Origin of the sequence: Staphylococcus sp. HMSC072E01 (assembly GCF_001814125.1) — a bacterium.
GTDB classification, from domain to species: Bacteria; Bacillota; Bacilli; order Staphylococcales; family Staphylococcaceae; genus Staphylococcus; species Staphylococcus hominis.
In genome coordinates this window covers 324,038-350,700 of record NZ_KV814964.1, presented here as the reverse complement: position 1 = coordinate 350,700, position 26,663 = coordinate 324,038, and the positions used below count along the sequence as shown (strand labels likewise).

At 30.3% G+C, this 26,663-nt stretch carries 21 protein-coding genes; 18 read left to right on the top strand and 3 right to left on the bottom strand.

All coding sequences use genetic code 11. The annotated features are described in order from the left end of the window. Nucleotides 1-202 precede the first annotated feature (202 nt). The 6 genes from parE to mprF all read left to right on the top strand — a co-directional run bounded on the left by parE (nt 203) and on the right by mprF (nt 11,279). A complete protein-coding gene (parE, locus tag HMPREF2953_RS06530) occupies nt 203-2,203 on the top strand; it encodes a DNA topoisomerase IV subunit B (protein WP_070672420.1) in 2,001 nt (666 codons plus the stop codon). Continuing rightward, complete coding sequence (parC, locus tag HMPREF2953_RS06525) at nt 2,200-4,599, top strand: DNA topoisomerase IV subunit A (protein WP_070672416.1); 2,400 nt, start codon at nt 2,200-2,202, stop codon at nt 4,597-4,599. The genes parE and parC overlap by 4 nt, the downstream gene beginning before the upstream one ends. 210 nt (nt 4,600-4,809) lie before the next feature. Continuing rightward, a complete protein-coding gene (locus HMPREF2953_RS06520) occupies nt 4,810-6,270 on the top strand; it encodes a glutamine transporter AlsT (protein WP_049336324.1) in 1,461 nt (486 codons plus the stop codon). A 129-nt stretch (nt 6,271-6,399) separates the two neighbouring features. Next, entirely contained in the window at nt 6,400-7,254 is an 855-nt protein-coding gene (gene glcT, locus HMPREF2953_RS06515) for a glucose PTS transporter transcription antiterminator GlcT (protein WP_049336322.1), read from the top strand. Between the two features lie 63 nt (nt 7,255-7,317). After that, on the top strand, nt 7,318-8,547 hold the full coding sequence (locus HMPREF2953_RS06510) for an AI-2E family transporter (protein WP_049336319.1): 1,230 nt from the start codon (nt 7,318-7,320) through the stop codon (nt 8,545-8,547). Nucleotides 8,548-8,756: 209 nt separating this feature from the next. After that, a complete protein-coding gene (mprF, locus tag HMPREF2953_RS06505) occupies nt 8,757-11,279 on the top strand; it encodes a bifunctional lysylphosphatidylglycerol flippase/synthetase MprF (protein WP_070672413.1) in 2,523 nt (840 codons plus the stop codon). Nucleotides 11,280-11,310: 31 nt separating this feature from the next. On the opposite strand, the gene msrA is transcribed toward mprF, so the two are convergent. Further along, complete coding sequence (gene msrA, locus HMPREF2953_RS06500) at nt 11,311-11,826, bottom strand: peptide-methionine (S)-S-oxide reductase MsrA (protein WP_070672410.1); 516 nt, start codon at nt 11,824-11,826, stop codon at nt 11,311-11,313. Nucleotides 11,827-11,966: 140 nt separating this feature from the next. Here msrA and HMPREF2953_RS06495 point away from each other — a divergent pair, with 140 nt between their 5' ends. Beyond that, nucleotides 11,967-12,950 carry an LCP family protein gene (locus HMPREF2953_RS06495; protein WP_070672408.1) on the top strand — a complete coding sequence of 328 codons (984 nt, stop codon included), beginning with the start codon at nt 11,967-11,969 and terminating at the stop codon, nt 12,948-12,950. A 78-nt stretch (nt 12,951-13,028) separates the two neighbouring features. On the opposite strand, the gene HMPREF2953_RS06490 is transcribed toward HMPREF2953_RS06495, so the two are convergent. Continuing rightward, a complete protein-coding gene (locus HMPREF2953_RS06490) occupies nt 13,029-13,214 on the bottom strand; it encodes a 2-hydroxymuconate tautomerase (RefSeq protein WP_070672405.1) in 186 nt (61 codons plus the stop codon). Nucleotides 13,215-13,362: 148 nt separating this feature from the next. Between HMPREF2953_RS06490 and HMPREF2953_RS06485 the strand changes: the two genes are divergently transcribed. Beyond that, nucleotides 13,363-14,625: a Y-family DNA polymerase gene (locus tag HMPREF2953_RS06485; RefSeq protein WP_070672401.1), complete on the top strand. Its 1,263-nt coding sequence runs from the start codon at nt 13,363-13,365 to the stop codon at nt 14,623-14,625. 51 nt (nt 14,626-14,676) lie between these two features. Here HMPREF2953_RS06485 and HMPREF2953_RS06480 read toward each other — a convergent pair whose 3' ends face one another. Continuing rightward, on the bottom strand, nt 14,677-15,768 hold the full coding sequence (locus tag HMPREF2953_RS06480; protein ID WP_070672398.1) for a prephenate dehydrogenase: 1,092 nt from the start codon (nt 15,766-15,768) through the stop codon (nt 14,677-14,679). 135 nt (nt 15,769-15,903) lie between these two features. Between HMPREF2953_RS06480 and HMPREF2953_RS06475 the strand changes: the two genes are divergently transcribed. From HMPREF2953_RS06475 to HMPREF2953_RS06430, 10 genes are all read left to right on the top strand, one after another. Beyond that, nucleotides 15,904-16,938: a M42 family metallopeptidase gene (locus HMPREF2953_RS06475; protein WP_070672396.1), complete on the top strand. Its 1,035-nt coding sequence runs from the start codon at nt 15,904-15,906 to the stop codon at nt 16,936-16,938. 487 nt (nt 16,939-17,425) lie between these two features. Continuing rightward, the gene (locus tag HMPREF2953_RS06470; RefSeq protein ID WP_070672393.1) at nt 17,426-18,835 is read left to right on the top strand and encodes an anthranilate synthase component I; all 1,410 of its coding nucleotides are present in this window, start codon (nt 17,426-17,428) and stop codon (nt 18,833-18,835) included. Next, nucleotides 18,832-19,461: an anthranilate synthase component II gene (locus HMPREF2953_RS06465; RefSeq protein WP_002449807.1), complete on the top strand. Its 630-nt coding sequence runs from the start codon at nt 18,832-18,834 to the stop codon at nt 19,459-19,461. The genes HMPREF2953_RS06470 and HMPREF2953_RS06465 overlap by 4 nt, the downstream gene beginning before the upstream one ends. Beyond that, complete coding sequence (gene trpD, locus HMPREF2953_RS06460; protein ID WP_176746034.1) at nt 19,406-20,410, top strand: anthranilate phosphoribosyltransferase; 1,005 nt, start codon at nt 19,406-19,408, stop codon at nt 20,408-20,410. The genes HMPREF2953_RS06465 and trpD overlap by 56 nt, the downstream gene beginning before the upstream one ends. Nucleotides 20,411-20,412: 2 nt before the next feature. Further along, nucleotides 20,413-21,192 (top strand): indole-3-glycerol phosphate synthase TrpC, encoded by a 780-nt coding sequence (gene trpC / locus HMPREF2953_RS06455; protein ID WP_070672387.1) that lies wholly within the window; start codon nt 20,413-20,415, stop codon nt 21,190-21,192. Beyond that, nucleotides 21,189-21,839 carry a phosphoribosylanthranilate isomerase gene (locus tag HMPREF2953_RS06450; RefSeq protein WP_070672384.1) on the top strand — a complete coding sequence of 217 codons (651 nt, stop codon included), beginning with the start codon at nt 21,189-21,191 and terminating at the stop codon, nt 21,837-21,839. The genes trpC and HMPREF2953_RS06450 overlap by 4 nt, the downstream gene beginning before the upstream one ends. Beyond that, nucleotides 21,820-23,034: a tryptophan synthase subunit beta gene (gene trpB, locus HMPREF2953_RS06445; RefSeq protein ID WP_070672381.1), complete on the top strand. Its 1,215-nt coding sequence runs from the start codon at nt 21,820-21,822 to the stop codon at nt 23,032-23,034. The genes HMPREF2953_RS06450 and trpB overlap by 20 nt, the downstream gene beginning before the upstream one ends. After that, the gene (gene trpA / locus HMPREF2953_RS06440; RefSeq protein ID WP_070672378.1) at nt 23,027-23,761 is read left to right on the top strand and encodes a tryptophan synthase subunit alpha; all 735 of its coding nucleotides are present in this window, start codon (nt 23,027-23,029) and stop codon (nt 23,759-23,761) included. Before trpB ends, trpA begins: the two co-directional genes overlap by 8 nt. Before the next feature lie 343 nt (nt 23,762-24,104). After that, a complete protein-coding gene (locus HMPREF2953_RS06435) occupies nt 24,105-25,367 on the top strand; it encodes an aminoacyltransferase (RefSeq protein ID WP_049336297.1) in 1,263 nt (420 codons plus the stop codon). A gap of 18 nt (nt 25,368-25,385) precedes the next feature. Next, nucleotides 25,386-26,645, top strand: a complete 1,260-nt coding sequence (locus tag HMPREF2953_RS06430; RefSeq protein WP_049336293.1) for an aminoacyltransferase — start codon at nt 25,386-25,388, stop codon at nt 26,643-26,645. Nucleotides 26,646-26,663: the final 18 nt, after the last annotated feature.

The following is a 26,663-nucleotide window of genomic DNA, read 5'->3' as shown; positions in this document are numbered from 1 at the left end:
TTTGTTTACACATCCCTTATATAATGTAGGTATATTTTATCACAAAGTATTCCTGACAACGATTAAAAATTGAAAAAACGTCTTATATATTAAGTTAAATGTTTATCTTATAGAACTCATACTTGCATTTTAATGCGTTTTATATAAGAATAACTATTGTAAAGTTAAAAAAACGAACGTACGTTTGTAGGAGGCGAACGCATTGGCAACAAAAATAACAAATCATTATTCAGATGATTCGATTCAAGTATTAGAAGGACTTGAGGCAGTTAGAAAACGTCCAGGGATGTATATTGGGTCGACTGATAAACGTGGATTACACCATTTAGTATATGAAATTGTCGATAACTCCGTCGATGAAGTTTTAAATGGTTATGGTAATGAAATTGATGTAACAATCAATAAAGATAATAGTATTTCAGTGGAAGATAATGGGAGAGGTATGCCAACTGGTATGCATGCGTCTGGTAAACCTACTGTCGAAGTTATTTTTACTGTGTTACATGCTGGAGGTAAGTTTGGACAAGGTGGATATAAAACTTCTGGAGGACTTCATGGTGTTGGTGCTTCCGTAGTTAATGCTTTAAGTGAATGGCTAGAAGTTGAAATTCATCGAGATGGACAAATTTATAAGCAATTTTTTAAAGATGGTGGTATTCCAACCTCTGGTTTAGTGAAAGCAGGAAAAACTAAGAAAACAGGTACAAAAGTCACATTTAAACCAGATTCAAGTATTTTTAAGACAACAACGTCATTTAATTTTGATACATTAAGTGAGCGCTTACAAGAATCTGCATTCTTATTAAAAAACTTAAAAATTACATTGAAAGATTTACGTGATGGAAAAGAACGTGAAGATGTTTATCATTACGAAGAAGGTATTAAAGAATTTGTAAGTTATATCAATGAAGGTAAAGAAGTATTGCATGATGTTACAACGTTTACAGGTGCTGCAAATGGAATCGAAGTAGATGTTGCTTTTCAATATAATGATCAATATTCTGAAAGTATATTAAGTTTTGTTAATAATGTACGTACAAAAGATGGCGGAACTCATGAAGTAGGATTTAAAACAGCAATGACACGCGTATTTAATGACTATGCACGTCGTATCAATGAACTTAAAGATAAAGATAAAAACTTAGATGGTAATGATATTAGAGAAGGGTTAACAGCAGTGATTTCTGTACGTATTCCAGAAGAACTACTGCAATTTGAGGGACAAACTAAATCTAAGCTTGGTACATCTGAAGCGCGTAGTGCAGTAGATTCTGTTGTTTCTGAAAAATTACCTTATTACTTAGAGGAAAAGGGGCAATTATCTAAATCACTTGTGAAGAAAGCTATTAAAGCGCAACAGGCAAGAGAAGCGGCTCGTAAGGCACGGGAAGATGCACGTTCTGGTAAGAAAAACAAACGTAAAGATACATTATTATCAGGAAAGTTAACGCCTGCTCAAAGTAAGAATACTGAGAAAAATGAATTATATCTTGTCGAAGGTGATTCAGCAGGGGGATCAGCTAAACTTGGGAGAGACAGAAAATTCCAGGCTATTTTACCTTTACGAGGTAAAGTGATTAATACTGAAAAAGCAAAACTTGAAGATATTTTCAAAAATGAAGAAATTAATACAATTATTCATACAATTGGTGCGGGTGTTGGTAATGATTTTAAATTAGAAGATAGTAATTATAATAGAGTTATTATTATGACTGACGCTGATACAGATGGCGCCCATATCCAAGTGTTATTATTAACATTTTTCTTCAAATATATGAGACCTCTTGTTCAAGCAGGTCGTGTTTTTATTGCATTACCTCCATTATACAAATTAGAAAAAGGTAAAGGAAAATCTAAAAAAGTAGAATATGCTTGGACAGATGATGAATTGGAAAAACTTCAAAAACAATTAGGTAAAGGTTTAATTTTACAACGCTATAAAGGTTTAGGTGAAATGAATCCTGAGCAATTGTGGGAAACTACAATGAATCCTGAAACAAGAACGTTGATTAGAGTCCAAATCGATGATGAAGTACGTTCTTCTAAACGTGTAACAACATTAATGGGAGATAAAGTTGCACCAAGACGTGAATGGATTGAAAATCATGTTGAATTTGGCATGCAAGAAGATCAAAGTATTTTAGATAATACAGAAGTTCAAATACTAGATACTGAGGAATATGATGAGGAGGAAGTCAATTGAGTGAGATAATTCAAGACCTATCACTTGAAGATGTTATTGGCGATCGCTTTGGAAGATATAGTAAATATATTATTCAAGAACGTGCGTTACCAGACGTGCGTGATGGTTTAAAACCTGTACAACGTAGAATTTTATTTGCTATGTATAGTAGTGGCAATACGTATGATAAAAATTTCCGTAAAAGTGCGAAAACAGTTGGGGATGTTATTGGTCAATATCATCCACATGGTGATTCTTCAGTTTATTATGCAATGGTACGTTTAAGCCAAGATTGGAAGTTGCGTCATGTATTAATCGAAATGCATGGTAATAATGGTAGTATTGATAATGATCCACCTGCTGCGATGCGTTATACAGAAGCGAAATTAAGTCAACTTTCTGAGGAGTTGGTTCGTGACATTAATAAGGAAACAGTGTCCTTTGTACCAAACTATGATGACACAACACTTGAACCTATAGTGTTACCGGCAAGATTTCCCAACTTACTAGTAAACGGTTCGACTGGTATTTCGGCAGGATATGCTACTGATATTCCTCCACATAATTTAGGTGAAGTAATTCAAGCAACATTAAAATATATTGATCATCCTAATATTTCAGTAAATCAATTAATGAAATATATCAAAGGCCCTGATTTTCCAACAGGCGGTATTATTCAAGGTATTGATGGTATTAAGAAAGCCTATGAAACAGGAAAAGGAAAAATTGTTGTTCGTTCAAAAGTAGAGGAAGAAGCGTTAAGAAATGGACGTAAACAATTAATTGTGACAGAAATTCCTTATGAAGTGAATAAAAGTTCACTTGTGAAACGTATTGATGAGCTTCGTGCTGATAAAAAAGTAGATGGTATTATTGAAGTACGTGATGAAACGGATCGTACAGGTTTAAGAATTGCTATTGAATTAAAAAAAGATGTTAATTCAGAGTCTATTAAAAACTATTTATATAAAAATTCTGATTTACAAATTACTTATAATTTCAATATGGTCGCTATTAGTGATGGACGTCCAAAATTAATGGGGCTACGTGAAATTATTGACAGTTATTTAAATCATCAAATTGAAGTTGTAGCTAATCGTACAAAATATGATTTAAATCATGCTGAAAAGCGCATGCATATTGTAGAAGGTCTTATGAAAGCTTTATCTATATTAGATGAAGTGATTGCGCTGATTCGTCATTCTAAAAATAAAAAAGATGCAAAAGATAATTTAGTAAAAGAATTTGACTTTACTGAAGCACAAGCAGAAGCCATTGTGATGCTTCAATTATATCGTTTAACTAATACTGATATTGTTGCACTTGAAGAAGAACATGAAGAATTACAAAAATTAATAGAAGAGTATCGAAATATTCTTGATAATCATGACGCATTATTAAACGTTATTAAAAAAGAACTTACAGAGATTCGAAAACGTTTTAAAACATCACGTTTATCTTCAATTGAAGCGGAAATATCAGAAATTAAAATTGATAAAGAAGTTATTGTACCAAGTGAAGAAGTTGTTTTAAGTGTGACTAGACATGGATATATAAAACGTACGTCTACACGTAGCTTTAATGCAAGTGGTGTGACAGAAGTAGGTTTAAAAGAGGGAGATAGTCTACTCAAATACCAAACTGTAAATACTCAAGATACAGCTTTAGTATTTACGAATAAAGGAAGATATCTCTTTATTCCAATTCATAAAATTGCAGATGTGCGATGGAAAGAGCTAGGTCAACATGTATCGCAAATTGTACCTTTAGAAGAAAATGAGAGAATTATAGATGTTTTTAACGAAAAAACATTTGATGGTAAAGCATTTTATATTATTGCAACTCGTAATGGCATGATTAAAAAGAGTAATCAATCATTATTTAAAACCACGCGATTCAATAAGCCACTTATTGCAACAAAATTAAAAAATGAAGATGAAGTGGTAAATGTACTTCGCATAACTCAAGAACAAATGATTACTGTTATTACACATAAAGGCATGTCATTAACGTATTCTACAAAAGAACTTTCAGATACAGGATTAAGAGCGGCTGGTGTGAAATCTATCAATTTAAAAGATGAAGATTATGTTATTATGACTGATACTGTTGATAAGAATAATTCAATCATTATGGCTACTCAAAGAGGAGCAGTAAAACGTATTGCTAAAGATATATTACAAGATGCCAAACGCGCACAAAGAGGTATTACACTTTTAAAAGAATTGAAAAAAAATCCTCATCGTATTGTAGCTGCATATGTTGTCAGAGATGAAACATACTATACACTTTATTCAAATAAACATGCTGAAACAGGTGAAATTTCTAATATTCATCTTTCTGAACAATATACAAATGGTTCATTTGTGATTGATACAAATGAATTTGGAAATGTAAAATCAATGATAATAAATTAATATGATTTTAAAATTTTTGTTTTCAAGTAATTCATAAGATGATAAAATTAATTTAATATTTAACTATTTATAACTCACAAGAGATTTATATTGTTGATAAGTATATCAAAGTGATAACATGAAAAATATGTACATTTTGACCTTTAATACTACAATATAAATCTCTTGTAATGTATATCATAACGATAATTTTTGATGAGAGGGATTTAATTGAGAGATTTTGATAGTTTAATACCTGATTGGTTTAAATCTGTTGTCCAAGTTGGAAATGATTTAATCTGGTCACAGTATTTAATAGGTTTACTATTGACAGCAGGTATCTTCTTTACTATTAGTTCTAAATTTGTTCAGCTACGAATGTTACCTGAAATGTTTAGAGCATTAGTTGAAAAACCAGAAACTCTGAAAAATGGAGAGAAAGGTATTTCACCTTTTCAAGCATTTGCTATTAGTGCAGGTTCCCGTGTTGGAACAGGAAATATTGCTGGTGTAGCAACAGCGATTGTGTTAGGTGGTCCTGGGGCAGTTTTTTGGATGTGGATTATCGCATTTATCGGATCTGCGAGTGCATTTATAGAAGCAACACTTGCACAAGTTTACAAAGTTCATGATAAAGAAGGTGGCTTCCGAGGAGGTCCAGCTTATTACATAACCAAAGGTTTAAATCAAAAATGGCTTGGTATCACATTTGCTGTGTTAATTACTGTTACATTTGCATTTGTATTTAACACTGTTCAATCGAATACTATTGCTGAATCTTTAAGAACACAATATCATATTAGTCCAGTCATTACTGGTATTATTTTGGCTGTCATTACAGCAATCATTATCTTCGGTGGTGTACGTAGTATTGCAACGTTGTCATCTTTAATTGTTCCAATAATGGCTATCGTTTATGTTGGTATAGTTTTATTTATCTTACTAATGAATTTTGATCAAATCATTCCAATGATTGGTACAATTATTAAAAGTGCGTTCGGAATGGAACAAGTCGCTGGTGGCGCGGTAGGTACAGCGATTTTACAAGGTATAAAACGTGGCTTATTCTCTAACGAAGCAGGTATGGGTTCAGCACCCAATGCGGCTGCTACTGCTGCTGTACCACATCCAGTAAAACAAGGATTACTTCAATCTTTAGGTGTTTTCTTCGATACAATGCTTGTTTGTACAGCAACAGCTATTATGATTTTACTTTACTCAGGCTTAAAATTTGGTGAAAAAGCGCCACAAGGTGTAGAAGTTACACAATCTGCATTGAATGAACATCTTGGTTCTCCAGGTGGTATCTTCTTAACTGTCGCGATTACTCTATTTGCATTTTCTTCTGTAGTTGGTAATTACTATTACGGACAATCTAATATAGAATTTCTATCTAAAAATAAAGCAATTTTATTTATTTTTAGATGCTTAGTTGTTGTATTAGTATTTATAGGCGCAGTTGTTAAAACTGAAACCGTATGGAGTACAGCGGACTTATTTATGGGATTAATGGCCATTGTAAACCTTGTTTCCATTATAGGTCTTTCAAATATTGCATTTGCTGTTATGAAAGATTATATTCAACAAAAACGTGCCGGTTTAAAACCTGTATTTAAACCAGAAAACCTTGAGATTAATTTATTTGGTATTGAATCTTGGGGACGCGAAGATAAAATATCTAAAAAACATTAATAATTTAAATCAACACTTCTTTTCTCCATCTCTTAGAGTAATGCGAGAAAGAAGTGTTTTTTAAAAGGATGACTTTTCAAATATAATGTTTAACTATATAATTTTAATAGTAAAAAAAGGATGATAATGATGAGCAAATATCATATTTCAAAAATTTTAAATAATAACGTCATCATATGCATCAATAGTAATCAAGAAGTTATTTTAATCGGTAAAGGCATTGGTTTTAATAAAAAGCCTGGAATGGTCGTAGATGATAATGCTTCTATTGAGAAAGTGTATAAATTAGATCAAAAAAAACAACAAGAATATTACAAATCTCTAGTTGAAATAGCTGATGAAGAGGTCTTACAGGCAATTATTGAATCAGTTAACTATATTACAAGTACAACTTATATGAAAGATGATAAACAACTAGTCATTGCCTTAACCGATCATATTACTTTTGCATATAAACGCTTAAAACAAAATCAAATAATTAGTAATCCCTTTGCAATGGAAACTAAACATTTATATAGTGAGGCATATGATATTGCCACACAAGTTATACAGCGATTAAATGAGAAATTAGACGTCACATTTCCTGATGATGAAATAGGTTTTATAGCATTGCATATTGCTTCAAATAAAGAAGATTTACCTATGAGTGAAATATCTTTAATTAATAAAATGATAAGTAAATGTGTATTAATTATCGAAAATGACATAGGGTATCCTGTAAACCCTCGAACTGTTCAATATCAACGATTTATTAGACATATTCAATTCCTAATTCGTCGTTTAAATAAAAAGGAATACGTTCATGCACAAGATGAATTTATCAATATGGTCAAAACATATTACCCTAATTGTTATAGTACAGCATATAAGATTTCTAAAGTTATTCAAAAAGATCTAGATATTGATATAGATGATTCAGAAATTGTTTATTTAGCATTGCATATTTATCATTTTCAATCTCAAAATAACACACAAAATGAATAAGCTACATGGTATGATATAATATAGATTATTTTATTTTAGATTAAAGGGTACGGTGAAAATGATATGTCAATGGACCACAAAAAGGATGAAGGAAAGAAAACTAATAAGCTAAGCTTTTCTGAAACACGCTTTATGAAGTTTTTGGGTGGTAAAGATTTATTATTTGCGCTAGTTTCATTAGTATTACTTGGTATTACTATATTCATCTTTGACAAAATTTCTTATGTTTTTCAGCCTTTTGTCATTATCTTTAATACTATTGCAGCGCCAATTATTTTATCGCTTATTTTGTATTATTTGTTAAATCCAGTAATTAATTTGATGGAACGTTATAATATTCCAAGATTATTAGCAATTATAATAGTCTTTTTAGTGATTATTGGAGGCGCAACATTAATTATCGATTTATTAATTCCTGTGATTGGTGATCAAATTAAACAACTTGCAAGTAACTTCCCAAAATATATTGAAAAATTTAATAGAGCTATTGATAAAGTGACACATATGTCTATTTTATCTTCATTTTATAATCAAATTCAGGAATGGCTTGATTCTACTTCTAAAAAGATTCCATCGTTAACGTCAGATTATTTTAGTGGATTTGGAACTAAAATTAGAACATTTGCAGAAGCTATTGTGAATGTCGGTGTTGTGATTGCAACTACACCATTTGTATTATTCTTTATGTTGAAAGATGGAACTAAATTTAGAGACTATACAACTAAAATTATGCCGCCTAAATTTAGAAAAGACTATCATGATTTATTAGAAAAAATGAGTGTACAGGTCGGCTCATATATTCAAGGCCAAATTATCGTATCATTTTGTATTGGTATTTTATTGTTTATTGGTTATTCTATTATTGGTTTAGATTATGGATTAGTTCTGGCTTCAATTGCTGCAGTAACGAGTGTAGTCCCATACTTAGGACCAACAATTGCAATTTCTCCGGCAATTATTATTGCGATTATTACTTCACCGTTCATGTTATTAAAATTGATTATTGTGTGGACGTTGGTTCAATTTATTGAAGGTCATTTTATTTCTCCTAATATTATGGGAAAAACATTAAAAATTCATCCTCTAACAATTATCTTTATTTTATTAAGTGCGGGTAATTTATTAGGTATTGTAGGAGTTATTTTAGGTATTCCTGGCTATGCTATTTTAAAAGTATTAGTTTCTCATATCTTCTTATTATTTAAACGTCGTTACAATAAATATTATGGTGATGATGCAGGTCAATATGAAATTAAAAAAGAAGAACATAAAGATTACACAGAACCAGAATAAATCACTATATTAAAAAGCCTAAGACAACTTAATGAGTTGTCTTAGGCTTTTTAATATAGTGCTAGTCATCGTTGCTAGAGTAGGACGATGAATTCTCTTCCACTCCTTTTTATCTTACAATTATGTTAGTTCAATAGTCTAAAGATATATACCTAGAATATGATATGATATATTTTATATTAATATAATGTAAAGGATAATAATGAATAATGACTGAAGAACATAAAAATAGATTGATATCTATATTAAAAGTGGTATTTGCTGTCACACTTTTTATTGTAGTAGTTGCTACTTTATATCATGAATTGTCACATATTAACTTCAAACAAACATTAGAAGCATTTAGTAAAATCAATCGATGGTTTTTAATTGGTTTATTTATATGTGGTGGCGCATCAATGCTACTTTTAAGTTTATATGATGTCATTCTTGTTAAAACTTTAAAGTTGAGTATACCACTGAACAAAGTATTTCGTTTGAGTTATATTATTAATGCATTTAATGCTATTGTTGGATTTGGTGGATTTATAGGCGCAGGATTTAGAACATTTATTTATAAAAATTATACTTCTGATAGAAAAAGATTACTTCACGCTATTTCAATCATATTAGTTTCAATGTTAACTGGTTTAAGCTTCTTATCTATTTTAGTCGTACTTCATATTTTCGATGCTTCTCATATTCTTGATAAAGTACGTTTTGTAAAATGGGTATTGTACGTAGTCGCTTTATTTTTACCTATTTTTATAGTGTATACAGTCGTTAAACCGGTTACTGAACATAATAAATTGGTAGGAATATATTGCACGCTTGTTTCAAGTATTGAATGGATAGCCGCTGCTGTTGTACTTTACTTGTCGGCATGGATTATTGATATTCATGTAGCTTTTACAACATTACTTGGTATTTTTATTATTGCTGCACTCTCTGGACTGATTAGTTTTATTCCAGGTGGATTCGGGGCATTTGATTTAGTTGTTTTATTAGGACTAAAATCCTTAGATATTCCTGAAGAAAAAATATTAATTGCCTTACTGCTATATCGTTTTGCTTATTATTTTGTACCTGTTATCATTGCTTTAATTTTATCTACGTTTGAATTTGGCAATTCTGCACGTAAGTACTTTGAAGAATCTAAATATTTTGTACCTGCTAAAGATGTCACCTCATTCATACTGTCTTATCAAAAAGATATTATTTCAAAAATCCCAGCATTTGCTTTATCTATTCTTGCACTATTAACAAGTTTTATTTTCTTTATTAATAATGTGACGATTGTTTATGATGGATTATATGATGCTAATCATTTTATTTACTATATCATGTTGTCTATTCATACAAGTGCATGTTTAATATTACTTGTTAATGTAAGGGGAATATATAAGCAAAGTAAGAGAGCAATTATGTATTCAATGATTTCACTTGTTTTAATATTTCTTGCAACGTTACATACGTATGCTTCTATCATGTTACTTACATGGCTCATCATTATTTTTATCTTACTTATTTTAGCTTATCGACGTGCGAAAGTTTTTAAACGTCCATTTAGATTAAAAAACTTAATATTTACCTTAGTCATTAGTGTGATTGTTTTATATATTAATCATTTCATTATTTCTGAAACCTTATATGCTTTAGATTTATATCACTTGGAAATGGATACGTCATTATTAAAATACTATTTCTGGTTAACTGTGGTAGTTGTTATATTATTAATTGTTGGTATTGCATGGTTATTTGGTCGTCGCTTTGAACGCCCACATCAATTCCAAGAATTTTCTCAATGTAAATCAATTATAGAAACATATGGAGGGAATTATTTAAGTCATTTGATATATAGTGGTGATAAAGATGTATTTATGCATGACAGTGAACAAGCCTTTCTTATGTATAGATATAAATCAAATGCGCTGGTCGTATTGGGAGATCCAATTGGAAATACAGCATCATTCCAATCATTGCTGGATGATTTCTATCGTTATGCTGAAAAGTTAGGTTATGATGTCATTTTCTATCAAGTATCTGATCGTTTTATGCCGTTGTATCATAATTTTGGAAATCAATTTTTTAAATTAGGCGAAGAGGCTATTATTGATTTAACACAATTTACTACTTCTGGAAAAAAACGACGTGGTTTTAGAGCAACACTGAATAAATTTAATGATTTAAATATTAAATTTGAAATTATAGAACCACCATTTTCTAAAGCGTTTATAGAAGAGCTTAGAAAAGTAAGTGATAAGTGGCTCGATGGACGTACTGAAATGCATTTTTCTGTGGGTCAATTTACAGAACAGTACTTAGATAAAGCGCCAATTGGAATTATGAAAAATGAAGAAGGTAAGATTATTGCTTTTTGTACATTAATGCCAACATACTATAACGAAGCAATTTCAGTAGATTTAATTCGTTGGTTACCTGAATTAGATTTACCTCTAATGGATGGATTATATCTACATATGTTATTATGGGGTAAAGAAAAAGGGTATAAAGCTTTTAACATGGGTATGGCTACCTTATCAAATGTAGGTCAACTCGATTATTCTTATTTACGAGAACGTATTGCGGGACGTGTGTTTGAACATTTTAATGGTTTATATCGTTTTCAGGGGTTACGAAGATATAAAGAAAAATATAGTCCTCAGTGGGAACCGCGATTTTTGGTATATAGAAAAGATAGTTCTCTATGGTACAGTATGTTAAAAGTAATGCGAGTGATTAGACATAAATAAAAAAGATATCCGAATTCGGATATCTTTTTTATTATGAGTTAGAACGAGGATCATAATTTGCGCGATCTCGCTGTTCTTGTGCGTAATGTTCAGGATTTTTTTTATAGAAATTTTGATGATATTCTTCTGCTTTATAAAAATTTGAAGCGGGAAGAACCTTAGTAGCAATGGCTTTATCAGAATGCATCGTTTGTTCTAAATCTTTGATATAATTAATCGCAACTTTTCTTTGATCATCATTTGTATAAAAAATAGCTGTTTGATACTGTGACCCTCTATCTTGAAATTGACCCCCAGCATCTAATGGATCAATGACTGAAAAAAATATTTCTAATAATTTATGATAAGAAAATAAAGCAACATCATACTCTATTTTAACAGTTTCGTAGTGTCCAGTAGTTCCGCTTTTTACTTGTTCATAGGTTGGATTTTTAACTGATCCTCCCATAAAACCTGATGTTACTGATTCAATACCTTCAAATTGATCAAACGTTTTTGTCATACACCAGAAACAGCCTCCTGCAAAGTATGCTGTATTAATATTCATTTACGCCATCCTTTCCTAACACCTTTGTAATATTTATTGAAAACACTTGATTTTTTAAGGTATTTTATATAACTTATTTATATATTATAGTATATCCGAATATTATTTTGAAGATTTTAAAGAGTGTAAGGTAGGTAAATATGACAGAAGAGAAGGATAATACAATATTAAGACGGCAAACGGGGACAACGATACCTTCTAAACGACGCAAGAAGAAAAAACTTCGAAAATTACCTTTTGTAATACTGATTATTGTAGTTTTACTTATTGTAATGATTACGTATGTCGTTCACGGATATCAAAGTGGGATGAAATATGCACAAGAACATGCAAAAAATATTAAAATTCATAAATTTAATGGAGCCGTTAAAAATGACGGGAAAATCACAGTATTAATGCTCGGTGCTGACCAAGCTAATGGTGGAAAATCAAGAACTGACTCTATTATGGTTGTACAGTATGACTATATTAAGAAAAAAATGAAAATGATGTCAATTATGCGTGATATTTATGCTGAAGTTCCTGGTTATGACAAATATAAAATTAACGCTGCATACTCACTTGGTGGACCAGAGTTATTGAGACAAACATTAAATAAAAATTTAGGTATTAATCCTGAATACTATGCAGTCATTGATTTCACTGGCTTTGAAAAAATGATTGATGAATTAGAACCTAATGGTGTGCCGATTGATGTTGAAAAAGATATGTCAGAAAATATTGGGGTTTCATTGAAAAAAGGACATCATCGATTAAACGGTAAAGAATTATTAGGTTATGCTAGATTTAGACATGACCCAGAGGGGGACTTTGGACGCGTGAGACGTCAACAACAAGTTATGCAAACACTTAAGAAAGAATTAATTACCCCAAGTACAATCGTGAAATTACCTAAAGTAGCTGGTATATTGAGAGGATATATTAATACAGATATGCCAAACTCAGCTATTTTCCAAACAGGACTAAGTTTTGGAATACGAGGCGATAAAAATGTGGAAACACTAACTGTACCGTTAAAAAATTCTTATCAAAATATTAATACTAATAACGATGGTAGTGCATTAGATATTGATAAAGAGAAAAATAAAAAAGCAATAGAGTCATTTTTAAAAGATAATAAATAAGCAGGCCACTTTGGTCTGCTTATTTATTATCTTTTTAACTACAATAATATTATTATGTAAACTTTAAAGATTATAATATTATTGTTCTGATTTTCTTACGCCACCTACACCGTAGTGATTTTTCTGCATTTCATCAATAACTACATGGATTGCTTCTCTATTTGCACCTGTTGTTTTCTCCACTGCATTTGTAACCTCAGTGACTAAGTTTTTTAATTGCTCATCTGAGCGTCCTTCTAATAATTTTACATTTACAATCGGCATGATGTTTTCCTCCTTATATAATTATGTGCTTAGTATATCATTTTTAAAAAATGAACTTCAAGATATTTAAACAGAACATTTGTTCTTTTTAATATTGTAAGAGAACAAACGTTCTTATATAATTGAATTATCTAAGGAGAGGATTGATATGTATGATTATAATTTACTTGAAGATAGAGACATACTATGTGTAGATCAGAAAAGTTTTTATGCTAGTGTGTCTTGTATTGAAAAAGGGTTAGATCCTTTAACGACAAAATTAGCAGTGGTAGCTGACACTAAGCGACAAGGATCTGTTGTGTTGGCAGCAACACCTAAATTAAAAGAACTTGGTATTAAAACGGGATCTAGATTATTTGAAATTCCACAACGTAATGATATTTATATTATTAATCCAAGTATGAGAAGATATCTAGAAGTATCATTAGAAATTTCTAAAATTGCTCTTAAATATGTTCCAGAGGAAGATTTACATCAGTATAGTATTGATGAATTTTTTATGGATGTAACAAATAGCTACCATCTTTTTAATACTACAGTATATTCTTTTGCTAAGTGTTTTCAAAAAGAAGTTTTAGATAAGACGGGAATATACTGCACGATAGGTATTGGATCTAACTTGTTACTTAGTAAAGTAGCTATGGATGTCGAAGCTAAACACATAAAAGAAGGTATTACTGAGTGGCGATATCATGATATCCCCGATAAATTATGGTGTATCTCACCATTAAAATCATTTTGGGGAATCAATAAAAAAACAGAAATAAAGTTAAATAAAAAAGGAATTATTACAATAGGTGATTTAGCACATTATCCTCATAGATATTTAAAAAAAGACTTTGGTATATTAGGCACTGATATGCATTTACATGCTAACGGTATAGATCAAAGTAAAATAAGAGAAAAAAGTAAAATTCACAATCCAGCTATATGTAAAAGCCAAATTTTGATGAGAGACTATCAATTTAATGAAACAAAAATTGTTATGCAAGAGTTGATTGAAGATGTTGCTTGTAGATTAAGAGAAAGAAAGCAATTAGCACGTACTATACATTTTTCATTTGGATATACTGAAGGTGGAGGAATACATAAACAACATACTTTAACTGATGCTACAAATCTAGAACAAGATATGTTTAAAGTCGTTAATGATTATGCGAATCAGTTGTGTGATAAACACGCTTTGTATCGTACGTTAAGTGTTTCACTAACACAATTCATTAATGAAGAAAATCGACAATTAAATTTATTTATAGATGAATATAAAAGACAAAGAGATGAAAATTTAGCTAAAACGATTGATACGTTACAAAAAAAATATGGTAAAGGCATCGTTTCAAAAGCAATTTCTTATACTGAATCTGGAACAAAACATAATAGATTAGGATTAATGGCAGGTCATAAGATGTAAATAAATGGAAGTAGGTCAAAACTCATTTTGAATTTTGGCCCACTTCCATTTTTATGGAATATAAGTATCAAATTCATTTAAAGCAACAATACCTAATTCACGATCTTTTGGAGTTTTAAAGGTAACTTGTAAAGCATCTAAAATATCCTCACGAACTTCTAAAATTTTTAAGTTTCTTATAGAAATATTATGTAAACTAAGTATAGAAGTAATTTTATTAATCATACCCGCTTTATCTGGAATATCAATATATAAATCATACCCAACATTGACTACACCATGTTGTTTAAGAGGTAATTGATCTCTAAATATTTTTGCTTCTTCAAAGAATTGATATATTTGTTGTTCTTCTTCATTTTTAAGTTTAACTATCATATCCTTAATATTGGTTTGCATATCTTCTAGTAAACTAATGATATTTTGTTTATTACTAAGTGAGATATCCTTCCACATTTCGGCATTACTACTTGCAATTCTTGTAATATTTCTAAATCCACCAGCAGCAAGCTGTTTGACTAAAGCATGATCATTTGCATGGCTTGAACTCAAGTGTACTAAACTAGAGGCAATAATATGTGGAACATGACTGACAATCCCCGTTACATAATCATGTTCTTTTGCATTAGTAACAATAAATTTAGCTAGTGTAGGAGAGAGCAAATCTTGTAATGTTTTAGCTGCTTGTGTATTATGTTCATCATCGTAAACTAAAATATAGTATGCATTTTCAAATAAGTGCTTTTTTGAATTAAGGACACCGGATTTATGGCTACCAGCCATTGGATGCCCGCTAACAAGATGGATATTTGAGTCTAATAAACGTTTTTCAAAATTTTGAATGATAAGCTTTGTACTGTCAGTATCCGTTACAATCAAATGTGATTTAGTTTCATAATTAGGTAATGAATTTAGATATATCGCTGTTTGATGAACTGGAGTAGCAAAGATAATAATATCCGCTTCCTTAACACCAAGTGCATAATCATTAATCTTTTTATCAATTATACCAATAGACATTGCTTTATCTAGTTGAGTTACATCAGTATCATAGGCAGAAATTATAAAATCAGATTGATAAAATTTTAAATTACTAGCTAAGCTTCCACCAATTAATCCTAAACCAACAAATAAAATATTTTTCATATGAGCTCTCCTTATTTCTAAATATTCAGAATATCTATATTTTAAATTAGTCATTCATTTTAAACAATACTATTCATTAGAGTTCGCTATTTATCTAAGTTAAAATATATTTAAATTGATAAAGGGGGAAGTTGAATGGAATCAAAGATATTAGAATTAATTCAAAACTTAACTAACATTAATAGTCCTTCGGGAAATGCTTATAAAGCAATAAGTTATGTAAAACAAAAAGTAGAACATTTAGGATATTCAACTCAATTAACAAATAAAGGTGCTTTAATTATCACAGTTGAGGGCGAAGACAATGAGCGTCAACGTTGTATTACTGCTCATGTAGATACTTTAGGTGCAATGGTAAAAGAAATTAAAGAAGATGGTCGTTTAACAATCGATCTAATTGGTGGATTTAAATATAATGCGATTGAAGGAGAATATTGTCAGATTGAAACAGACTCTGGCGAAACATACACAGGAACAATATGTTTACATGAAACAAGTGTTCATGTATATCGTGAAAATGAAAAAATCCCAAGAGATATTGAACACATGGAAGTCCGTATAGACGAAAAAACGTCTTCTAAGCAAGAGACAGAAGATTTAGGAATAGAAGTAGGTAATTTTATTAGCTTTGATCCAAGAACAGAAATAACATCATCTGGATTTATTAAATCCCGACATTTAGATGACAAAGCAAGTGTAGCAATGATATTAGATTTATTAGAAAGAATAAAAAATGAACAAATTAAATTACCACATACTATTCAATTTTATATTTCTAATAATGAGGAAATAGGATATGGAGCGAATGCATCTATTTCTAATAAAATTGTAGAATTTATTGCTTTTGATATGGGAGCACTTGGAGAGGGACAATCTTCTGACGAATATACAGTATCTATTTGTGCTAAAGATGCGTCTGGACCTTATCATAAAGAATTAAAAACACATCTAGTAAACTTATGTAAATTTAATCATATTCCGTATAAAATAGATATTTATCCTTATTATACGTCAGATGCGTCTGCAGCATTAAAAGCAGGAGCAGATATTAAACATGGGTTATTTGGAGCTGGTATTGAGTCCTCTCATGCACTGGAACGAACACATATTGATTCTATACATGCCGCTCAAAACTTATTATATGCCTATTGCTTGTCATCAATAAATTGAAATAAATATTGACAAGGAAGATTTATTTATGTATTATACTGAATTATAATAATATTTTAATAATTCTGAGAATTGAGTAGAAGATATGTGATGTAGCAAATAGAAAGCTAATGGATGATGTAAATTAGCACAGCATATGTTTGAATTGGACTTAGAAGGTTAAATTTAATAGCAGTAAAGTGAACATGTAATGTTAATTAAGGTGGCACCACGGTAACGCGTCCTTATCTATGGAACGTAATCGTGGTGTCTTTTTGGTATAAATATAGTAATTATTAGCTAGATAATCATAGAAAGTTAGTGGTTGATGAAAACTAACATCACTAATAATGAAATTGGGTTTATACTTATAAAAAATTAAATGAAAAATGAGTGAACTTTAAATATTTTGATAATTCAAAATATTTAGTTAATTAAGGTGGTACCGCGCGTCAGCGTCCTTTTAAATAAGGATGCTGATATTTTTTTGAGAAAGGACTAAAGCTTAATGAAAATATATTATGAAATACTTAGAGCTAATATTACACCCGAAGTATTAGGAAAGTTAAAGAAAAATAAAATTATTTTAGAAAGTACCAGTCAAAAACAAGTTAAAGGTAGATATTCTATTGTAGCATTCGAAAGCTATGGTTCTGTTGTGTTAAACAACGACTTACTAACGATAAAAACAAAAAAACAAAATATTGAAATTACTGAAAAGTCTTATGAATACTTAAAAGATTATATCAATCAATTTAATATTCAGATTACAGATGAAAAATTAAAACATTTACCATTTGTATCTGGCTTTATTGGTACATGTAGTTTTGACTTAATAAGACATGAATTTCCAATGTTAAAACAGCAATCTATACAAGAAATTAAGGATAGCAATGATATTGAATTTCACATGATAGAAGATGTATATGTATTTGATCATTATAAAGATGAATTATATGTTATTGCTACAAATCAATTCTCAGAAGTAGAACAGAAAGATTTAGAAGAAAGAGTAAAAAATAGAGTAAAGGCACTATCTCAAATTAAAGCTTATACAGATGATTATATTCATCCTCCTACGCCTTCAAATATCATGCCAAATGTATCAGATGATGAATTTATAAATACTATAAAACAATTGAAAGAACTTATAAAAGAAGGCGATATGTTTCAAGTTGTACCATCTAGAATATATAGCTACAATCATTATTTTAAAAATAATACATTGCAATTAAGTTATCAATTATACCAAAACTTAAAAAGACGTAATCCAAGTCCATATATGTACTATATTAATATGAATACACAAATTATTATAGGCAGTTCTCCAGAGAGTTTTGTAGCTGTACAAGATGGAACGGTCATTACGAATCCAATCGCTGGAACAATTAAAAGAGGTAAAACCATAAAAGAAGATAAGCAAAATGCAGAGCAATTATTGAGTGATGAAAAGGAATTAAGCGAACATCGAATGCTTGTTGATCTAGGCAGAAATGATATACATAGAGTCAGTAGAACCGGTAGTTCAAAAATTACAAAATTAATGGAAATTGAAAAATATGAGCATGTCATGCATATTGTAAGCGAAGTAAGAGGTGAGATTAAGCGAGAATTATCTCCTATGACAGTAATTGCTAATTTATTACCTACAGGAACTGTTTCAGGAGCTCCAAAACTTAGAGCAATTAGGCGTATATATGAGACATATCCATATAAACGTGGCCTATATAGTGGTGGTGTAGGCTACATTAATTGCAATCAGAATTTAGACTTTGCCTTAGCAATAAGAACAATGTTAATCGATGATACTACCGTGAAAGTCGAAGCAGGATGTGGGGTGGTTTATGATTCAGTACCAGAAAAGGAATTAGAAGAAACATTATTAAAAGCAAAAAGTTTATTGGAGGTAACACCATGATTTTAATCATTGATAATTATGACTCATTTACATATAACTTAGTTGATATAGTAAGTCAATTAGACGACGTCATTGTTAAATATCCAGATGATAAAGATGTGCTTAATTACGTTAACCAAAGTGATGGTCTCATCATATCTCCAGGACCTGGTCATCCTTTAGATAGTAACCATCTATTGAATATTATTGAAAGGTATAAATCTTTACCGATATTGGGCGTATGTTTAGGTGCACAAGCAATAACATGCTATTACGGTGGCCATGTTATTCAAGGTGAAAAAGTCATGCATGGTAAAGTCGATATATTAACAGTTATTCAACAAACTAAATTGTATAACAACTTAGCAAATCAATTTAATATAATGCGTTACCATTCATTAATAAGTGATGAAATCTCTTTTCCATCACAATTAATAATTACTGGAAGAACAAAAGATTGCATTCAATCTTATGAAACAAAAAATGGATTACATTTTGGTATTCAATATCATCCCGAGTCGTTTGCAACAGACCAAGGACAACAAATAATTAAAAATTTTATCGATATCGTAAAGGAAAGAGGTAAATATGATGACCTTAACATTACTCAACCAAATTCAAAGCCATGTAACACTCTCACAACATGAAACTACTGAATTTATTCAATATCTCATCAATCCAGAATGTAATATTCAAGATAAAGTAAAGTTATTACAAGCTTTCACAAATAAGTCGATACAACAAAAAGAATTAACTTATATAGTGAAAAGTCTTATTCATACGATGTATTCAACTCAACCTGAATACAAAGGAAGTATATGCGTTTGTGGAACAGGAGGAGATAAATCAAATAGTTTCAATATTTCAACGACAGTATCATTTGTAGTAGCAAGTGCAAATGTTCCAGTCATTAAACATGGAAATAAAAGCATTACATCTAATTCTGGAAGTACCGATTTATTACAACAATTACACATTCCTACTACGAAAGTAGCAAATGTAGTCAAACAAGTATCTAAAACACATTTAGCATTTATCAGCGCTATGGAATCTTATCCAATTATGAAATATATTCAACCTATTAGAAAACTCATTCATGAACCAACTATTTTCAATATTGTCGGACTATTAATCAATCCTTTTAAATTAGATTATCAAGTAATGGGGGTATACGATGCTTCCCAATTATCCATGATTATTAAAACTATGAAAGATTTAGGACGACGAAGAGGTATCGTACTTCATGGCGCGAATAGAATGGATGAAGCAACGTTATCTGGGGATAACGAAATATATGAATTACATGAAGATGGAACTATTTCACATTATGTTTTAAATGCACGAGATTACGGCATTGCTAATGCGAATAATATAGAACTTCAAGGTGGTACACCTGAAGAAAATAAAAACATTACCATTGATATATTAAGTGGAAAAGATCATTCCCCTAAAAGAAATGTCGTAGTGCTGAATGCAGCATTAGCCTTATATATATCAAATAGAGTGGATAGTATTAAAAAGGGCGTTGATTTAGCAAAAGATTTAATTGATAGTGGCAAAGCCTTAAAACAATATCAGTTGATGAAAGGGGAATAAAAGTGACAATATTAGATGAGATTGTACAGTATAAAAAACAATTACTAAGTGATGGGTATTATACCGATAAAATAAAACATATTAAAAAAGTTGATGTATCTTATAAGTCAGCTCTAGAAACCACTTTGAAAAGAGAATCAACATTGAGTATTATTGCAGAAATAAAATCTAAAAGTCCTTCTGTAAAAGCATTCAAGGACATTAACTTAGAGCATCAAATTGCTAAATATGAAAATCATGGAGCAAATGCTATTTCAATTTTAACCGATGAAAAATATTTTGGAGGGAGTTTTGAACGTCTACAAACGTTAACACAACTCACATATTTACCAGTATTATGTAAGGATTTTATCATTGATCCGCTTCAAATTGATCTTGCTAAGAGAGCTGGAGCTTCTATTATTTTATTAATAGTAAATATTTTAACCAATGATACACTTCAGTCTTTATATCATTATGCAATATCTCAAAACTTAGAAGTCTTAGTTGAAGTCCATAACAAAGAAGAATTAGAACGCGCATATCAAATTAAACCTAAAATTATTGGTATAAATAATAGAGATTTAAAAACATTTATTACTAAAGTAGAACATACTAATGACATTTTGGAAATGAAAAAAGAAGGTTATTACTATATTTCTGAAAGTGGTATTACAACTTTAAATGATGTAAAAAAAATTGTAAGTAGTGGAATAGACGGGTTACTTGTGGGAGGAGCTTTAATGAATAGTAATAATATATCATCGTTATTACCTTCATTAAAATTAAATAAAGAGAAATGAATATACTAAAATTTTGTGGTTTTAAAACAAAAAGTGATATTTTAAAAGCCAATTCCTTAGATATAGATATGATAGGTTTTATTCATTATCCAAAAAGTAAACGTCATTTAAATATAGAACAAATTAACTATTTAAATCAATTTGTAGCAAAGCACATTCATCGAGTTATAGTTGTTGTGAATCCTACATATAAAGAATTAAATACATTGTTGCAACAAACCAATGTGAATGCCATTCAATTTCATGGTAATGAAGCAATTGAATTAATCCAAAAAGTTAAATTGAATTTTAAGAATATTAAGATAATTAAAGCGTTGCCGGCCACAGAAAATTTGAATAGAGATATTAATCAATATAAGCCATGGGTGGATTTATTTATTATTGATACTCCTTCAATTCAATTTGGTGGTACGGGTCAAACGTTTAATTGGAAAATATTAGAATCAGTAAGCCAAGACATTCCTTATCTTATTGCAGGAGGAATAAATATAAATGCTATTCAACAGATTGAAAAGCTAGATTTATCACATAAAGGCTATGATATATCCAGTGGTATAGAGACAAATGAATGCAAGGATAAATTGAAAATGGAAACAATTATAAATTACGTTAAAAGGAGCTTAGAATATGAAACAGATACAAACTGAAGCAAATGAACTAGGTTTTTTTGGTGAGTACGGAGGACAATATGTACCGGAAACATTAATGCCAGCTATCATTGAATTAAAGAGAGCGTATAAAAAAGCCAAAAGTGATCCTAAATTCCAACAAGAGATAGCATATTATTTAAAGGATTACGTTGGGAGAGAAACACCATTGACTTATGCGAAATCATACACAGAAACATTAGGTGGGGCTAAAATTTATTTGAAAAGAGAAGATTTAAATCATACTGGTGCCCATAAAATCAATAATGCTATAGGTCAAGCATTGCTCGCTAAACGAATGGGTAAACATAAACTTGTTGCAGAAACGGGAGCTGGACAACACGGAGTTGCAAGTGCCACAGTGGCTGCATTATTTGATATGGAATTGATTGTTTTTATGGGAAGAGAAGACATCAAAAGACAACAACTTAATGTATTTAGGATGGAATTATTAGGAGCTAAAGTTGAAGCTGTGGATGAAGGTCAAGGAACTTTATCTGACGCAGTTAATAAAGCGCTACAGTATTGGGTAAGTCACGTGGAAGATACACATTATCTATTAGGATCAGCTTTAGGGCCGGATCCATTTCCAACGATGGTTAGAGATTTTCAGAGTGTAATTGGTCAAGAAATAAAATCACAAATATTAGAGAAGGAACATCGTTTGCCAGATGCAGTAGTTGCTTGTGTAGGAGGAGGCTCTAATGCAATAGGAACATTTTATCCTTTTATCAAAGATAATGTGAAATTATACGGGGTGGAGGCAGCTGGCAGAGGTAAGGATACTAATCAACATGCACTTGCGATAGGGAAAGGAAAGGCTGGTGTGCTTCATGGACCAAAAATGTATTTAATCCAAGATGAACATGGACAAATTGAATTGGCACATTCTATTTCAGCAGGATTAGATTACCCAGGTATTGGACCTGAACATTCATATTATCATGATATTGGAAGAGTAACCTATGAATGTGCTAGCGATGAAGAAGCAATGGAAGCACTTGTCCGCTTCACCAAAATAGAAGGTATTATCCCCGCTATAGAAAGTGCACATGCATTAAGTTATGTAGAAAAATTAGCACCTCAAATGAAACAAAACGATATATTAGTAGTGACAATATCTGGACGTGGAGATAAAGATATGGAAACGATTCAACAATATATCCAACAAAGAAAGGAGGATAAAAATGAGTAAATTATTTATTCCTTATATCATGGGTAATAGACAATTTTTAGAAAATGTAAAATTACTTGATAAAAGTGGAGCAGATATGATAGAAATTGGTATTCCATTTTCAGATCCTGTAGCTGATGGACCTATCATTATGAAAGCTGGTCATGAAGCACTTCAAAATCATATAACAATCGACTATATATTTGATGAGTTAGATAAACATCAAAACGAAATTAATTGTAAATATGTCCTAATGGCATACTATAATGTTATTTTAAGTTATGGAGAAAAAGCCTTTTTTAAAAAATGCGATGATATTGGTGTTTATGGAGTAATTATTCCAGACTTACCATTTGAATTAATAGAACAATTAAAACAACAATTAAATGATAATAGAGTAGTAAAAATAATTTCATTAATAGCAATGACGGCAGATACAAATCGTATACAAAATATAGCAAAACATGCTGAAGGATTTATCTATACTGTAACGATGAATGCTACTACAGGAGAAGATGGAACGTTTCATCCAAAGCTTAAAGACCAGATAAAAATGATTAAATCTTTTACAGCTCTTCCAGTTGTAGCAGGATTTGGAATAAGAACTACAGACCATATAAAAGATTTGGTAAAAGATGTAGATGGTGTTGTTATTGGAAGTGAAATCGTTCGAAGATTTGAAAATGATGACTTAAATCAAACAGGAGAATACTTAAGGGAGATTAGACAAATTTTAAATAACTATTAGCATAGTATAAAATAAAAGCTATTTAGAGTATTCATAGCATGAAATACTTAAGAATTAGTAGCAATGTAGTATTAATTGATTTAAAATGAAATTAGATATGAATTTAAGAGCTGAAAATCATTCTTTTTCAGCTCTTATTATTTGTAGAAGATAGAAGCCAAGAATTTAAGAGCATTTAGGTTAATTGGAAGTGTATACAGGTTTATATTTTAGTTTTAACCTTATCTAGTGTATACTTATTGAGATTAGACCGATGCGTATTCACAACATATACATAAGCTAAAATTTTAAAATTAGTCAACTCAAATTAAATAAAGATTCTAAATTAGGAGTTATAGAGATAATGAAGTTTACAAATTTAACAGCTACAGAATTTGGCGATTTTACTGAAAAAATGCCATATAGCCATTTTACACAGATGACTGAAAATTATGAGTTAAAAGTTGCTGAGAAAACTGAAACTCATTTAGTAGGAATTAAAAATAAAGATAATGAAGTCATTGCTGCTTGTATGCTAACTGCTGTACCCGTTATGAAAATTTTTAAATATTTTTATTCAAATCGTGGTCCAGTCATTGATTATGAAAACAAAGAACTCGTTCACTTTTTCTTTAACGAATTAAGTAAATATTTAAAACAACAACATTGTTTATATGTACGTATAGACCCTTATTTGCCTTATCAATATCGTAATCATGATGGTGATATTACAGGAAATGCTGGGAATGATTGGTTCTTCGATAAAATGAAACAATTAGGATATCAACACGAAGGGTTTACAACAGGATTTGATCCAATATTACAAATTCGGTTCCATTCAGTTTTAAATTTAAAGGATAAAACTGCTAAAGATGTATTAAATGGAATGGATAGTTTACGAAAAAGAAATACTAAAAAAGTCCAAAAAAATGGTGTTAAAGTAAGATTTCTTACTAAAGAAGAATTACCTATTTTCAGATCATTTATGGAAGATACATCAGAGACTAAAGAATTTTCTGATAGAGAAGATAGTTTTTACTATAATCGATTTGATCATTTTAAAGATAGAGTATTAGTACCTCTCGCATATATAAAATTTGATGAATATCTTGAAGAACTTCATGCAGAACGTCAGACATTAAATAAAGACTTAAACAAAGCTCTAAAAGATATTGAAAAACGACCAGATAACAAAAAAGCACAAAATAAAAAAATAAATTTAGAACAGCAATTAAAAGCAAATGAGCAAAAAATTGATGAAGCAACACAACTTCAATTAGAACATGGTAACGAATTACCAATATCTGCTGGATTCTTCTTTATTAATCCATTTGAAGTTGTATATTATGCAGGTGGAACGTCAAATAAATATAGACACTTCGCTGGAAGTTATGCAGTTCAATGGACTATGATTAATTATGCAATTGATCATGGCATTGACCGTTATAATTTTTATGGGATTAGTGGTCATTTTACAGATGATGCTGAAGATGCAGGTGTTGTAAAATTTAAAAAAGGATTTAATGCAGATGTAATTGAATATGTTGGTGATTTCGTTAAACCTATAAATAAACCAATGTATTCACTATATACAACACTTAAAAAAATTAAAAAAAGATTGAATTAAGAGGGGAATAGTGCGAATATGAAATTTACAGAGTTAACAGTTAAAGAATATGAAACCTTCGTACAAAATCCATCATTAGAGAGTCATTACTTTCAAGTTACTGAAAATATAAAAACTAGAGAAAATGACGGATTTGAAGTTGTGTTATTAGGCGTAAAAGATGAAAGTAATAAAGTGATGGCTGCAAGTCTTTTCTCAAAAATTCCAACTATGGGAAGTTATGTATACTATTCAAATCGTGGACCGGTGATGGATTATTCCGATTTAGGTCTTGTTGATTTTTACCTAAGAGAATTAGAAAAATACCTACACCAACATCAATGTTTATATGTAAAACTTGATCCATATTGGATTTATCAAATTTATGATAAAGATATCAATCCGGTTGAAAGTCACGAAAAAAATGATGCTTTAGTTAATTTATTTAAATCACATGGTTACGAACATCATGGTTTCACTACGAAATATGATCGCTCTAGTCAAGTGAGATGGATGGGTGTAAATTATCTAAAAGGTGAAACACCTGCATCATTGAAAAAGCAGTTTGATAGTCAACGTAAAAGAAATATAAATAAAGCGATAAACTATGGAGTAAAAGTAAGATTTCTTAAAAGAGATGAACTAAACATTTTCTTAGACTTGTATCGTGAAACAGAAGCACGTACCGGTTTTGTTTCAAAAACAGATGAATATTTTTATAATTTTATAGATACATACGGCGATAAAGCATTAGTGCCATTAGCATATATTGATTTAGATGACTATATTAAATCATTGCAAACCTCTTTAAATGATAAAGAAACGCGTCGTGATCAAATGATGTCTAAAGACAATAAAAGTGACAAACAGCTGAAAAAAATTGCTGAATTAGATAAACAAATAGAACATGACCAAAAAGAGCTCTTACATGCAAGTGAATTACGTCAAACTGATGGACAAATTTTAAACTTAGCTTCTGGAGTATACTTTGCAAATGCTTATGAAGTAAACTATTTCTCAGGTGGCTCATCAGAAAAATACAATAATTATATGGGACCATACATGATGCATTGGTTTATGATGAATTATTGCTTTGACCATGGATATGATCGATATAATTTTTACGGTTTATCTGGTGATTTTACTGAAAATAGTGAAGATTATGGTGTTTATCGCTTTAAAAGAGGGTTTAATGTGTATATCGAGGAGTTAATTGGAGACTTCTATAAACCAATTAATAAACCTAAATATTGGCTATTTAAAACATTGAATCGTATACGTAAGAAGATTAAAAAATAACAATTAGAATAAAAAGCA